The sequence below is a fragment of the Microbulbifer maximicatervae (SeqCode) genome, assembly GCF_052467225.1.
In genome coordinates this window covers 3,922,513-3,936,733 of record NZ_CP174303.1, presented here as the reverse complement: position 1 = coordinate 3,936,733, position 14,221 = coordinate 3,922,513, and the positions used below count along the sequence as shown (strand labels likewise).

At 49.4% G+C, this 14,221-nt stretch carries 12 protein-coding genes; 8 read left to right on the top strand and 4 right to left on the bottom strand.

Annotated features, from left to right (window positions below; genetic code table 11):
• Positions 1-52 precede the first annotated feature (52 nt).
• Positions 53-619 carry an alkyl hydroperoxide reductase subunit C gene (ahpC, locus tag ACJJIZ_RS16905; RefSeq protein ID WP_413662577.1) on the bottom strand — a complete coding sequence of 189 codons (567 nt, stop codon included), beginning with the start codon at positions 617-619 and terminating at the stop codon, positions 53-55.
• Positions 620-862: 243 nt separating this feature from the next.
• Between ahpC and ACJJIZ_RS16900 the strand changes: the two genes are divergently transcribed.
• The 3 genes from ACJJIZ_RS16900 to ACJJIZ_RS16890 are packed head-to-tail and all read left to right on the top strand — an operon-like array spanning position 863 to position 3,334.
• Complete coding sequence (locus ACJJIZ_RS16900) at positions 863-2,179, top strand: DUF2157 domain-containing protein (RefSeq protein ID WP_444914213.1); 1,317 nt, start codon at positions 863-865, stop codon at positions 2,177-2,179.
• The gene (locus tag ACJJIZ_RS16895; protein ID WP_444914212.1) at positions 2,176-2,703 is read left to right on the top strand and encodes a GDYXXLXY domain-containing protein; all 528 of its coding nucleotides are present in this window, start codon (positions 2,176-2,178) and stop codon (positions 2,701-2,703) included. The genes ACJJIZ_RS16900 and ACJJIZ_RS16895 overlap by 4 nt, the downstream gene beginning before the upstream one ends.
• A 19-nt stretch (positions 2,704-2,722) precedes the next feature.
• Positions 2,723-3,334, top strand: a complete 612-nt coding sequence (locus ACJJIZ_RS16890) for a CPBP family intramembrane glutamic endopeptidase (protein ID WP_444893359.1) — start codon at positions 2,723-2,725, stop codon at positions 3,332-3,334.
• 322 nt (positions 3,335-3,656) lie between these two features.
• On the opposite strand, the gene ACJJIZ_RS16885 is transcribed toward ACJJIZ_RS16890, so the two are convergent.
• On the bottom strand, positions 3,657-4,241 hold the full coding sequence (locus tag ACJJIZ_RS16885) for an exopolysaccharide biosynthesis protein (protein ID WP_444914211.1): 585 nt from the start codon (positions 4,239-4,241) through the stop codon (positions 3,657-3,659).
• 382 nt (positions 4,242-4,623) lie between these two features.
• On the opposite strand from ACJJIZ_RS16885, the gene ACJJIZ_RS16880 reads away from it, so the two are divergent.
• On the top strand, positions 4,624-5,223 hold the full coding sequence (locus tag ACJJIZ_RS16880) for a CPBP family intramembrane glutamic endopeptidase (protein WP_444914210.1): 600 nt from the start codon (positions 4,624-4,626) through the stop codon (positions 5,221-5,223).
• Positions 5,224-5,317: 94 nt separating this feature from the next.
• Here the strand turns inward: ACJJIZ_RS16880 and ACJJIZ_RS16875 are convergent, their stop codons facing one another.
• Together ACJJIZ_RS16875 and ACJJIZ_RS16870 are read right to left on the bottom strand one after the other, a co-directional pair.
• The gene (locus ACJJIZ_RS16875) at positions 5,318-5,980 is read right to left on the bottom strand and encodes an NAD(P)H-binding protein (protein WP_444914209.1); all 663 of its coding nucleotides are present in this window, start codon (positions 5,978-5,980) and stop codon (positions 5,318-5,320) included.
• 217 nt (positions 5,981-6,197) lie between these two features.
• A complete protein-coding gene (locus tag ACJJIZ_RS16870) occupies positions 6,198-6,626 on the bottom strand; it encodes a DUF4174 domain-containing protein (RefSeq protein WP_444914208.1) in 429 nt (142 codons plus the stop codon).
• 279 nt (positions 6,627-6,905) lie between these two features.
• Here ACJJIZ_RS16870 and ACJJIZ_RS16865 point away from each other — a divergent pair, with 279 nt between their 5' ends.
• The 4 genes from ACJJIZ_RS16865 to ACJJIZ_RS16850 all read left to right on the top strand — a co-directional run bounded on the left by ACJJIZ_RS16865 (position 6,906) and on the right by ACJJIZ_RS16850 (position 14,218).
• Positions 6,906-8,300, top strand: a complete 1,395-nt coding sequence (locus tag ACJJIZ_RS16865; protein WP_444914207.1) for an MFS transporter — start codon at positions 6,906-6,908, stop codon at positions 8,298-8,300.
• Positions 8,301-8,544: 244 nt separating this feature from the next.
• Positions 8,545-9,054, top strand: coding sequence for a hypothetical protein (locus tag ACJJIZ_RS16860; protein WP_444914206.1), 510 nt, complete (start codon positions 8,545-8,547; stop codon positions 9,052-9,054).
• Between the two features lie 2 nt (positions 9,055-9,056).
• The gene (locus tag ACJJIZ_RS16855) at positions 9,057-11,087 is read left to right on the top strand and encodes a tetratricopeptide repeat protein (protein ID WP_444914205.1); all 2,031 of its coding nucleotides are present in this window, start codon (positions 9,057-9,059) and stop codon (positions 11,085-11,087) included.
• Positions 11,084-14,218: a tetratricopeptide repeat protein gene (locus tag ACJJIZ_RS16850; RefSeq protein WP_444914204.1), complete on the top strand. Its 3,135-nt coding sequence runs from the start codon at positions 11,084-11,086 to the stop codon at positions 14,216-14,218. The genes ACJJIZ_RS16855 and ACJJIZ_RS16850 overlap by 4 nt, the downstream gene beginning before the upstream one ends.
• The last annotated feature ends 3 nt before the right edge of the window (positions 14,219-14,221 follow it).

Below are 14,221 nucleotides of genomic sequence, written 5' to 3'. Positions count from 1 at the left end.
CGCCAAAAGGGCGGGCAAGGCCAGTTCCAATCCTGTGAGGGCTTGGGAAGACTTAAATTTTGCCTACCAGATCGAGAGAGGGGGCCAGGGTTTCCTCACCTTCCTTCCATTTTGCTGGGCAAACTTCACCCGGGTGAGCAGCGATGTACTGAGCAGCTTTGATCTTGCGCAGCAGCTCACTGGCATCGCGGCCGATACCGCCAGCAGTAATTTCCACAATTTGAACACGGCCTTCCGGGTCGATTACGAAAGTACCGCGGTCGGCAATGCCTTCTTCCTCAATCATTACACCGAAGTTGCGGGTGATGGTACCGGTAGGATCACCGATCATCGGGTACTGGATCTTACCGATGGTGTCAGAGGAATCGTGCCAGGCCTTGTGGGTGAAGTGAGTGTCTGTGGAGACTGAGTAGATCTCTACACCCAGCTTCTTAAACTCCTCATAGTTGTCTGCCAGATCGCCTAATTCAGTGGGGCATACGAAGGTGAAGTCTGCGGGGTAAAAGAAGAATACGGCCCATTTACCTTTGACGTCAGAGTCACTTACATCGTGAAATTCGCCATTTTGGTAGGCTTTGGCGTTAAACGGCTTGAGTTCGGATTCGATATAGCGGGACATGGTTAGCTCCTTATTGGGTGCCTGGCTCTTAACTTTGATGCTGTTTATGCTATTGATTGGCTATCAATAATAGAAATTAACAATTTAAATATCTGAGATAGTTTTCTGCTATCTAGGCAGCCTGGCGATAATTTAGTCTGCAATCCGTACCAATTTGAGGTCGCTGGTTACATCGGGGATACTCGGGACCAAAGTATTAATACCCATCCGTAGGGTAAGGGTAATTTTTCACAAGGCGCATCTATGCGATTGATTCGGTTGCTTAAGCATGATCTGGCCCGCGAGGCTGGAGATTGGGTTGAAGATGGTGTGATCAGTGAAGCCCAGGCTGAGCAGATCTGTGCCCGCTACGAAGTGGATTACCACCGGGCACAAGAAAGAACTCTTGGATATCGTATTTTGATTGGTTTGGCCTATCTCTTTATCGGGCTGGCGGTGATCACCCTGATTGGGGCCAACTGGGAGGAAATTCCCAGAGCGCTGCGAATGGGGGGGCTGATCGCTTTGACCTTGGTGACCCAGGGAGTGGCGTTTAAGGTTTACCTGTCTGGAGATCGGAAAGCCGGAGAGGGCTTGTTCTTGTTGGGCAACCTGTTTTTTGGTGCGGCGATTATTTTGATCGCACAGGTATACCACTTGGACGAGCATATGCCAGATGGTATTTTCTGGTGGGCACTGGGTAGTTTGCCATTTGCTTTAATTACCCGCAGCACGTGGATTGCAGAGCAGTCCTTGCTATTGGCTTTGCTTTGGTTCTTCCTGGAGTCGAGTTTAGGCTTTTACCCCGCCCTGTTCCCAATTTTCTTGCTGGGAGCCCTCTATATCCTGTTAAGTGGTCGTGCGAGCGTGATTCTCTTGCTGACCTTTATCTTTGGCTTAGGTTTTTGGCTGGAATTTTCCCTATCAGAATTTTGGCGTTTGCAGGATGGGAAATTTAGTGCGGATATTTATCCAGAGAACCTTGCTGTTGCAGTCTCGCTCTTTATCCTGATGTATTGCTTTGCCCATTGGTTGGCAACTCGCCCGTCGGCGGTAGCCAAGGACTACGCAGCAGTAATCTCTATTTGGTGCCTTCGGTTTACTTTAATTGGCTTACTGATTTTTAGCTTTGAATATCCCTGGGAGGAGATGATAGAAGCCCCCTGGAGTCACCTACCTTCTATGTGGGCGGTAGTGGGGACTATGTCTGCTGTGTCGATAGTGTTGGCGCTGCTGTCTCAGAGGTTGCTATTCGGACTGGGGTTGTGCGGTGTTTTTGCGGCAGTACTTGCGTTCGTAACGAATGCCAGCTCCAGTGACTACGCAGTTTGGTTACAAATTGTTACAAACTTTGCCCTGATTACCTGTGGAATCTGGTTGATCTTCAGGGGTATTCACGATGGTATCTCGCACTACTTCTTCCTCGGAGTTATGGCGGTCCTGTTGACGGCTCTGCTGCGCTATATTGACTTGATTGGCGACTATATAGGAGCTGCTCTCCTGTTTATTCTCTTCGCAGTTTTATTGCTGGCAGCAGCCAAGTATTGGAAATATCACCAGGCGGGGGGAAGTTTGCGATGAAACGTAGAGTTGTGATTGGCCTGGTTGCCGCCATTGGCGTGCAGTTTTTTATACTGTTAGGAATGTATATTAAGGCTCAAATGCCGCTGTGGACGGGCCAGCCTGTCTCAGTGAAAACTGTTCCTGTAGACCCGCGCTCATTATTTCGGGGTAACTATGCCCAGTTGAGTTACCCCTTTTCCACTTTAGATAAAGCCTTGTTTAAAGGGCAGGGACGGTTGCGTCAGGGAGAGGTGGTTTATGTGGGCCTAGAGAAAGGCGCATCTGGATTGTATGAACGAGCCTCTGTCAGTCTTGAAAAACCACAGGGCGGAGTCTTTATTCGAGGGCGGGTAGCAGGCCAGAATTTTTGGAACTCATCAGATAGCTACCGGATTCGCTACGGTATTGAAGCCTACTTTGCTCCGAAGGAAAAAGCCCTGGATCTGGAAAAACAACTGCGGGATGGTGGCGTGGCCGAATTGATGATTTCTGCGGATGGGCGAGCGAGCTTGAAGGTTGTCAGAGGCTCAGGAAATCAATAGGCAAAGGGAAAAATCAGGAATGGAAGCGATTGGTCCGGCACGGCGCAGCCTGCCGGTTTTCTTTTTTTTAATGGATATTCAACTGGGCTGTCTATTGCTTGCGGCTCTGGGTCTCTACCTTGTGCCAATGGAAGTTTCATTTATTGGTGATACGGTTTGGCTGCAACTGCTGTTGGGATTGTTAGGCGCTATTGTCACATTTGCGGTAGTACTGACATTGGCTCGTTCTGAGACGCTATTTGGGAAAATGCTGCGGCTCCACTGTACTCAATTGACCCCTCTGTTTTCCAAGTTGTCCCCATCACAGATGGTATGGGTTGCTTTAGCTGCGGGTGTTTGTGAGGAACTGTTGTTTCGTGGTTTTCTACAGTCTTGGCTCTCCCAGCTCAGTACGCCATTCCTCGGATTATTGGGTGCATCACTGATATTCGCATTACTGCACTGTGTTTCCTGGGTGTACTTCTTCCTTACCTTTATGATTGGGCTTATTTTAGGCATTTTCTACCAAATGTCCGGGGGCTTGGTGGGGGCGATTGTTTGGCATGCGGTATACGACCTTTTGGCAATTTTCGCCATAGTGCACTTTCCCCATTTGCTCGGATTAAAAAATCAAGTCTTAAAGCGAGGGTAAGTAGCCAGCTTTGGTCTGGAGACCTGCAGAGATATTACGTAGTTACTCGCGGGCTCCTAGGGAGCCTCTGAATAACTCCATAATGCCTCTGCGGGCCTTGAAGGCTACAGATGTTAGGCGCAGCTCGCCGCGAATGGCTCGGTCCTTTGCAAGAGCTGCAACGCAGCAGCTGTGGCCTTCAAGGCCCGCCCTTCGGGGCTTGCAGAGCGATTCACACTCCGCGTTGCGACTTCTTGAAAGGTCTAGACATTCCTGCGAAGCCGCGCCTTGATTGTGAACCGCTCTGCAAGCCAGAGGTATCACGGAGTTATTCAGAGGCTCCCTAGATCACGGCAACGATCACCACTAGTACCAGGGAGGCCGTTAGGATAAAAGCAATAATCGCTAAGAGTCCGTCTCGAGCTGCCAGCGATAGCCCAAAAATGGTGAGAGCGAGACCAGCAGTTGAGGCAGAGAAGGGGATGACTTCCATTATTGGCAGGGTCAATGCAATAAAAATGCAGGTTCCAGCAATAGCGTAGGTGCCATATCGGCGCACGATAAAATCCATCCGTGGCTGAATCCAACGGTCGGCATACCGGGCGGGCTTTTCCATCCAGTGCAGGGCATCCATCAGCTTCTCGCTGGATATGGAGCGGTTGATTAACCACTGTGGAAGCCAGATATAGTTGCGCTTCATCAGCAGTTGTAGGGCAAACAGTAGTAGCAATACGCCCATCGCGGTAGACATTCCGGGAATACCGCTCAGAGGGGAAAACAGAATCAGCCCGATAAGGATAAGGAATGGGGCAAAGGATCGAAGCCCTACAGCCTCAATAACATGCTGGATGGAGATTTTCTCCTGCCCCTGACTTTTCTCCTCAATATCCTTCAGCAGCTGGCCCAGTCCTATGATTTCTTGTGTCATGGTTGGAATTAGTTGCTGTGTAGTTTCTTTGCAAGACAATCTACTGATAAGAGGGCTGGAAACCGGGTAGTCTCTACGAGCTATCCGGTTCCAGAGATATTGTCGAGCATAGCACTGTGACTGGCTTTTCGGCTAAAGTCAGGCAGTTTTTCAAAGGGGATAAGCTGTCTGGCGTCAAACTAAACGGATAGAGATGAGCTGTTGGCGGAGGATTATGCCTGTCATCATTTTCTGTTAGATTATTGCCGATGGCGGGTTTGCTTATTTCGGCTGATTGAATTTCGATGTGGTTTCTAGTTGGAACGGAATCCTAAGGCAGTCTATTTAGGTACTGAGCCACTCGACTACCTCGATAAATTACTATTAAAAAGGACGGTCACAAATGGATGCTGTTGACCAAACAAAAGGGAATCTACCAGTTTTTCTTTTATTAATTGGCACTCAGGTTGTTTGCTTGTTGCTGGCCCTTCTGGGCTTTTATCTGGCTTCACCCAAGGTAGTGATCATTGGTGATAGCGTAGGGTTGCAAGTAATAATTGGCATCATTGGTGCAATGGCTACCTACGGTGTGATGTTGTCGTTAACTCGCTCAGAAACGACCCTAGGCAAGTCAATGCGGCGTCAATCGATCGCCCTGATTCCGCTATTTTCACGATTGTCTTTCTTTCAGCTGCTGTTGATTTCTATTGTAGTCGGAATTTGTGAAGAGCTTTTGTTTCGGGGGTTTTTGCAGTCCTGGTTATCAGAACTTAGCTCGCCATTGTTGGGGTTATTAATTTCCGCAATTGCATTTGCGCTACTTCATTTTTCATCGTGGACCAATTTCTTTCTGACTTTGGGAATTGGTGTGGTTCTAGGAGCGGTTTACCAAGTGTCCGGAAGCTTACTGGGGGTGATAATCTGGCACGCAGTCTACGATGCAATTGTCCTTATTGTTTTGACTCAATATCCGCATTGGCTAGGGATTAAAGTAAAAGAATAACCGTAATATTCGGGAGCGATTTACTTGTTTTAAGCTCCCGAATTTAACCTTTGGGGTTTAAGGAGTCTCCCAGATTCGCCGAGACATTACGGAATTATTCAGAGGCTCCTTTAGTATTGAATAACTCATCCAAACGCAGGGTCTCAACCCCTGTTCGTTCTTGTTGACTTAAATAAACCATTTTTTTGGCTACTTCACGCCCCTCAATGGGCCTATAACATCTCAGCCCCGGCAGCATACAAATTACTGGTAGGAGGATGCCTCCGATTTTCTCACCGGGTCGGGCATTTGCACGATCTCCGAGGAGTAGGGAGGGTTGCAGTATACTGATACGCTTAAATGGAAGTTTCTTGATTTTCTCCTCCAGCTCACCCTTCATACGTAAGTAAGCGCTGGTGCTATTGGCATTGGCCCCGCTGGATGAAACCAGTAAGTAATGGCTGACCCCTGCCTCCGCTGCCAATTGGGCCGCTTTGTATTGATATTCAACGTCAACCTTGTGCTGGGCGGCTAGGCTGCCGGCTTGCTTGCGAGTGGTTCCCAGGCAGGAAAATAGAGTATTTCCCTGAAAAAGAGGGGCAGCCTCCTCCAATCGATCAAAATCGACAATATGATTGTGTATTTTTTGACTTGCAGTGGCTTTGGGGCGTCGAGTGAGGGTAAGTACTTCATCAAAGACTTCTTCACCAGCCAGTTGCTCTGTGAGATGGCCACCGATAAGGCCCGTAGCTCCGAGGATAATGGCTCTTTTGCTCATTGGAGGTCGATTTCCATTGATTATAAGTTCGCAAGGCTAATAGCGTACTTTAGCGCAAAGATGTCTATGTTTGTTAAAAGTTGCCAGCTGGAAAGGTTGTCTGGTGAGCAAAGAAGGCCGAAGCGTAATTAACTGAGGGAAATCTAACTCTGGGATTCCTCAGTAATTCTGGAAGATACAAAAATTCTCTATCAGATTGTGGATGTTTAATAATTGTTCACTGTGCAGATCCTTGCTGCATCTCATTGCGTCGCATGGGCATGCTGTCGATACGTTGGAAAACTTCGACGGCTGAGAATTTATTGGCTTTATACTTTACTTCCCCATCCTTCCCTATAAGAAGTACTTGCATTGCTGGTCCTTGCAGATATTTTTCCCGTACATTTTTAGCAAAATTGTCTGTGACTTTACCGGGGAAGTTAGTCTCAAGGGTGCCGTTAGAGAATAGGAACCATATCAAGTTTCTCTCTGCAAACTGCGGCGCTAACTTGAGTAATTCATTGATTGTGCTATTGGGACCTTCCGGGATATTCAGTAATAGAATGCGGTTTTTCCACTGGAAATCTTTTAGGTCGTTCACCGTAGATCCCTGGGCGAATGTAGAAGAAGTCAACAGAACCAAGACAAGCACAATGAACTTATGCATTTACTAATCTCATCTATTAGCGTGATCTTAGGGGGCTCAGTAGGCTATCCAATCACTAATTCAATTTTCCGGCGCTTGGATGCCCTTTAAGCATAAGATATGAGCTGCCAGTTACAAGGCAGATGATGATCGGTATCGACAGTGAAAACTGACTAGTCAAAAGGCGTGTAAATTAGCGAGTGGTCTAGGCTCTAGGCGGGAGTATTAAAAATATATCGCAAGCTAATTAGGTTCTGAAGGATTACCTGAGCGGCTCGGGTGTCGAGTGAATTACGCAGTATGGCTAAACAGAGCGGCAAAATTACACGAGATCAGTACTTGGGGTTGGCTGCATTAGTTCTCGCGGCCTTCCTTATTAGTAATGACTATACCGCTTTTGCCCCCGCACTACCTGCCATCGAAAGAGAATTCAATGCAGACATAACTAGCTCCCAGTGGATCATTAACGGCTACGCCTTGGTTTTTGGTGTTTTCATCATAACCGGTGGCCGCTTGGCGGATATCTATGGCCGCCGCAGAGTATTTATGATTGGAGCGGGAATATTCGTTTTCTTTGCCGTGCTGGGTGGCCTGGCAATGGATATGTGGATGTTATTGATATCCCGCGCATTGATGGGAGTGGGTGCGGCATTGATGTGGCCGTCCACTTTGGCAATGACTTTTAACTTGTTGACCTATGAAAGGTCAGGGTTGGCGGGTGGTATCCTGATGGCCACCTGTGGGTTAGCGAATGCAGCTGGACCAGTTTTGGGTGGGGTGCTCGCAGATTTTTTCAGTTGGCGATGGATTTTCTTCGTTAATATTCTCCTCACTCTGGCAACAATGCTGGCTTGCTGGTGGGCAGTACCCCCCGATAAACCGCGTGACACCGAGGAAAAAATAGACTTCTTCGGTGTGCTACTACTATGCACCTCGCTATTTTGTTTGCTTTTTGCACTGGATGTCTCCGCGGAGATTGGTTTCAAGCATCCTGTGGTTATCAGCCTGATCGTTGTGTTCCTGGTGTTGCTCTGTCTGTTTACCATCGTGGAGTATCGAGTTGGTAAAGATGCCCTGATTCCCCCTGATATTGCAAAGAACCGGAAGTTCCTAGCGGTAGGCGTTACAACACTTCTAATCTCCGTAGTATTCCTATCGGCAATTCTCTATGTCCCCCAATTTTTGGCGAATTTTCGTGGTTACTCAGCATTTCAGGCCGGTTTATCTTTGGTCCCTTTAATGGTTGTATCGGGGCTGGTTGCTATTATCTCCGGCCGCCTCTATGAGCTAGCTGGACCAAAATTACTCGTCTCATTAGGTATTTTGGGGATGAGCGTTGGAATGTTCATGCTTTCGAACCTGACTTCGGACACGGGTTTTCTGGATATGTGTCCGGGCTTGGTCGTGTTGGGAGTGGGTATTGGGCTGTTCAATCCATCCAGTACGACTGCGGGTATTACGGTGGTGGAACCTCACCGTGCCAGCTTGGCAGGCGCAATCCTCTATATGTTTAAAATTGGTGGGGGTGCGGTTGGTTTGGGTATGAATGCTACAATTATCGCCTTCGCTCCAGATATACCTTCGGGTATAGATAGAGCTTTTACAGTAAATGCCTACCTAGCCTTGGTTGGTTTGATTGTCTGTATGTTTTTTGTGATCGGTAGGCCAGAGAGCCAAAGCGGAGAGCTTTCTTAATCGAAAGTGAATTGTGTCTCACTTCTTTTGTGTTGTAGATCTCTTTTATTTGCTGGAAGTGCTTTTTTCAAAATTTATCCATTCTTTGAGTTTTTGTGAGATTTGAATTTCCTCACATCTGATTAGCCCTCTATTCAATACAATGCCGCAGCTCAAGGCCCTGTTGTGCCTGGGTTTATTGTGGTCCTGTTCCAGGTTCTCTGGCAGGAATTGATAGTTTAGGGTTGGGTCGGAGGTAGGCCACATGTTCAGAATTCTTCAGATTGTACTTTTCTTTCTGTTGGCCAGTACTGGGCATGCTCAGACTATTGATAGAGATGATATCCGTGGCCTGGATGAGCAGATCCAGGATGTTAAGAAAGATGTAATTGATCTCACTGCTGAATTGTCACAGCTGGAGGAAAAGCTCTTATTCCCCTCTAATACGCAGGTAGCTCTTTTTGTCTCGGTGGCTGATGAAAAGCCCTTCGAGCTGGAGTCGGTTGAGGTCACACTGAATGGCAAATTAGTTGCCCATCATCTCTATACCTACCGGGAAATTGAGTCCCTGCAAAAAGGTGGGGTACAAAAAATATACACTGGTAATGTGCAAGTGGGTGGGCATCCATTAGAGGTTAGTTTTCTCGGTAAAGCCCCATCAGGAAAAGAGTATCGGGCTACAGCTTCCTACACCGTGGAGAAAGCAGTGGGTCCTAAATTTGTCGAGATTAAGGTTCTGGGAACCGAGTCCACGATAAACTTCAAGGACTGGTAATCATGCTCAGGTCCCTGGTAAATGTGTTGTCCTGTCAAACCAGGATGATGCTTGGTGCTCTATCCCTTTGTTCTTTGGCTGCTCTCCCCGCTGCAGCGGCGACTGAATCGCAGGAAGAAATTAAAGACCTGTTTTTCGGTGCGGCAATGTTTCATGCCCATCAGGAAAAATATTTTGATGCGATTGTGGCACTGGACACAGAACTTGCTCAGTATCACCGCTTAGATCAGCCCGAACTCGATCCTTTCAGTGCGCACTTGGGGCAAGCTGAGTTTTCGGTGGGTGACTTGGAATTGTCCTACCGAATGCACAGGGAGGCCGGGCGGGCTATTGAGGCTGTACTGCAGGGAAATGTATCCCAGCCGGTGCGCAATGAAGCCGCGTATCGACTGGCAAAAATTCACTATCACAAACAACAGCCGCGCAACGCCTTACATGCCCTGGAAATGATTGACGGGCGGGTTCCCGAGAGGGTCCGTGCAGATGAGCAGTTTTTGCGTGCTCGAGTCTATATGCAGCTCGGTCGATTCGAGGAGGCCGTAGAACTGCTGCAAGACCTGAAGGGTGAAGAGTCGCTAGAGGGCTTTGTTTCCTTCAATTTGGGTATTGCCCAACTGAAGGCGGGAGAAGAGGAGCGCGGTGTTCTGGAGTTGACTGCACTGGGAAGAAAGCGCAGTTCAGAGGCGGCCCTGCAGGCCCTTTACGATAAAACCAACCTCTTATTGGGCTCCCATTTAATGGAGCTGGGCAAGCTGGAACTGGCGCGCCCCTATTTTGATCGTGTAAGCCTCGATGGCCCTTTTTCAAATAAGGCGCTGTTGGGTGCTGGCTGGGTAGAGGCCCGTGCGGGCCGCTATGACCGGGCACTGGTGCCCTGGAAACTGTTGCAAGACCGCAAAGGCACCAATGAGCCAGTGCAAGAGGTCATGTTGGCGGTGCCCTATGCCTACGGCAAATTGGATGTCCACAGTACTGCTGCAATTAATTACGGCCGCGCGTTAGACGCTTTCGGGCGCGAGATTGATACCCTCACTCAGTCTATTCATAGTATTCGCAAAGGTAAGTTCCTTGAGGCGTTGCGTCGTAAAGAGGCTACCCAAGTACAGAACTGGGTAGTGGCCTTGCGCAATTTACCGGAAGCCCCCGAGACCCATTACTTACTCGACCTGATGGCGTCCAATGACTATCAGGAATTTCTGCGGAACTATCGCGACCTCAACGATTTATATGAGCGCAATGAAGAGTGGCTAAAAAGCCTGACAGCCTACGAAGATATTATTCGTATTCGCCGCAACTATTACGAGCCCCTGTTGCCGGAGCTGGACAGGCAATTCCGTGAACTCGACGCCCGTATCAAGCTGCGGATGGAGCAGCGCGATCAGTTTGCCAGTCGTATAGAGCAGATGCTGATCTCCCGCCGCCCAGAATACCTGGCAACGGCCGAAGAGCAGGAAGCGCGATTGAAGCTCCTGGAACTTAGCGGAAAAATTGCTGAGCATCCCCAGGGCTTTACTGAAACTACTTTGGAGCGGGTACAGCGGCTCAAAGGTGTTTTGGACCTGCGTCTTTCCTTTGAGTACGACCAGCGCTTGACCGAGGCCTACAAACACCTGGCGGAATTAAACCAGGAGATCGAAAGTCTCCAGTCTGTTTACGACTCCTTTGTGCGCAGTCGCCAGGCGGCAACTCACAGCTATACCGGTTACGACCGCGATATTACTCGTTTGCGCGCGCGTATCCAGCAAACCCAGCGGCGACTGAAAACCCTGATGGCCCGTCAGGGCACCATGCTTGAGGCCTTGGCAATTGCTGAGTTGGAACGCCGTCGCGCGCAGTTGGAGAGTTATCAAATTAAAGCCCGCTTTGCCCTGGCAGACAGCTACGACCGCGCTAATGAGCTTCAGGAGCAGCGTGAAGATGAATTTAAGGTAGAGCAGCACAAGGCGCTGTTGGAAGAGCAAATTCCTGAGGAGAATCCAGCGGAGATGGAGCCGGTGGAGGAAGAAAAATCAGCAGAGGGAGGTGATTCGTGAGTAAGTTGCTCAAACCTAAATCCCGAGCTGGTAAATCTCTCAATCGCGGCGCCGGTCTTCTCTCTGCACTTATAGTGCTAGGGGGTTGTGCGGGAAACAGCGGCAAGACCATCGGCAGTCTCCAAAATGTCGAAGTAGAAATCAAGGAAGAGCATATTGATGGCAGCCTGGAGAAAGCACTGGCCAGCTACCAGAAGTACTTGCAGGAAACCCCTGAATCCAAGCTGACCCCCGAGGCGATGCGCAGGATTGCCGACCTGAAAATCAAGCAGGCACACCGCGCTGAAGATGCAGAATTCGATAACCTTGCTGGAGTTGCTGCTGGAAGCGGGGCGGTGATCTCTGTCGATGCGTCAGAAGCTATGGCTGAAAATACCCTGGATGCTCCAGAGACGACAGCGCCGGTGGCGAAGGTAGAGCCGGTAGTGACTGAGGCGCAGGCCCCAGGGGTTGTCGAGTCTGATGAGGAGTTTGAAACCCGCGCTAGTGGCAGCATAGAAATAGCTGCAGATGAAACCCCGCTTGAAGCGCCGGGCGTTGATTCTGAAGAGATGATGTCAGCCAATGCCCGCGAGGCCATCGATCTCTATATTAAATTACTGCAAAAGTACCCCCTGTATCACCGCAACGACCAGGTGATGTATCAGTTATCCCGGGCTTATGAAGAGGCGGGAGAGATTGATGCAGCGGTGGATGTGCTGCGTCAGCTGGTGGCCAACTATCCGGACTCGCGACATATCGATGAATCCTGGTTCCGGCTGGGCGAATACTATTTTACCCGCAAGAAGTTTCTCGATGCGGAAGAGTCCTACGGAAAAGTTATCGATATTGGTGTGGTATCCAGTTTCTACGAGCTTGCCCTGTATAAACGCGGTTGGGCGCTGTTTAAGCAAGATATGTATGAAATGGCTCTGGATGACTATATCGCCATGCTGGATTACAAAGTCTCCCAGGGATATGACTTCGATCAGCAAAACAATAAGGGCGAGCGCAAGCATATTGACGATACTTTCCGTGTGGTCAGCTTGAGCTTTTCTTACCTGGAAGGCCCTGATTCGGTTGTCGATTACTTCACCCGCAAGGGTAATAGAGATTACGAGTTCCGGGTATACAGCCAGCTGGGTGAATATTATTTGGAGAAGCGTCGCTACCAGGATGCGGCAAAATCCTATATTGCGTTTGTTGATCGAAACCAGTTACACAGAGTATCTGCGGATTTCTCAATTCGTGTTATTGAAATCTACAGTAAAGGCGGCTTCCCCAAGCTGGTGCTGGAAGCGAAGAAGGATTTCGCTACTACTTATGCACTTAATGCCGATTACTGGACTGTCTTCGATATTAATGAATACGGAGAGGTGGTTGCCTTCCTGCAGACCAACCTGATCGACCTCGCCGGGCACTACCATGCGGCTTACCAGAATAAGAAGTTAAAAGATAAGAAGGCCGAGAATTATCGCGAGGCGATTCACTGGTATCGAAGCTATCTCGATTCCTTCCGGGAAACTGAGCGCGCACCGGAAATCAATTATCAGCTTGCCGGATTGATGTTGGAAAACCGGGATTTCCATGGTGCAGCTCTGGAGTATGAGCGCACGGCCTATGAATATCCTGCGCATAAGGATTCCAGCGAAGCAGGCTACGCAGCGGTTTACGCTTATCGCGAACATCTGGCCAATAACTTAAAAGATGCAACGGATGAGCAGCGTGCACCACTATTGCGGGAAATTATCCGTTCATCGCTGATATTTGCAGCCACATTCCCTGAGCATGCCAAAGCCCCTCAGATCATGCTTGGAGCGGTGGAGGATCTCTACGGGTTAAAAGACTATGCCCCGACCATCACCAATGGCCGTTCGCTGTTGGAGCAGTTCCCCACTGCGGAACAGGAGATTAGACGTTCTGCCTGGCTGCTGGTGGCTCACGCTTCTTTCGATACTGCGGCCTTTGCGGATGCAGAAATTGCTTACGGTGAAACTTTGATACTGACTGCCCAGGATGCAAAGGATAGGGCGGGTCTGGTAGATAACCTGGCGGCTTCTATCTACCAGCAGGGTGATATGGCCCGTAAGCAGGAGGATCATGCAACCGCAGCGAGCCATTTCCTGCGTATTCGAGGCGCTGCACCCGGTGCGACCATTTTGGCTACGGCGGAGTACGATGCTGCCGCATCATTGATTGTGCTTAAGGATTGGGTACAAGCGGCAACGGTATTAAATAACTTCCGCAGTCACTTCCCGGAGCATGAGCTGGCAAAAGATGTCACCAAGAAGTTGGCAGTAGTTTACCAGGAGAGCGGTGAGCTGTTGTTGGCAGCTGCGGAATTTGAGCGTATTGAGCGGGAATCCGAGGACGATGAAATACGCCGTGAGGCCTTAACCCAGGCGGCAGATCTTTACGCAGCGGCAGAAGATAGCGCTAAAGCGCTGTCTGTTTTGCGTCGCTACGTCGATTATTTCCCCGAACCCATGGAGCCGGCGCTGGAGACTCGCCAGAAAATTGCCGATATCTACAAAGTGTCCGGGAATCAAAAGCTTTACATGGCAGAGCTTCGTGAACTGGTGAAAGTTGAGTCCCGCGGTGGTTCCCAGCGCAGCGACCGCACCCGTTATCTCGCAGGTAATGCGGCCCTGCTATTGGCTGAACCCAGCTTTGAGGCTTTCACCCAGGTGGATTTGGTTGCGCCTATCGAGAAAAGCCTCAACCTCAAGCGCAAGCGTATGAAAGCAGCCACCCGTGCATTTACTGACCTGATTGATTATCAGGTGGCCGATGTGACCGCTGCGGCAACCTTTTACCTGGCTGAAATTTATCTCCACTTTAGCGTGGCCCTGAAGGACTCTGAACGTCCAACCAACCTGAATGCCCTGGAGCTGGAAGAGTATGAGTTGGCATTGGAGGAGCAGATTTATCCCTTCGAGGAAAAAGCCATTTCTGTTCACCAGAAGAATGTCGAGTTGCTGGGCGTCGGTATTTATAACCCCTGGATTGATAAAAGTATTGGCAAGCTTGCCAATTTAATGCCCGCTCGCTATGCACGGGCGGAAGAGGCTGGTGAGTATCTCCAGACTATTGTACCTCTGCCGCCAGAGCCGGAATTGCCCTCAGCGGGATCAGCAGTTTCGGGTCAGTAATAA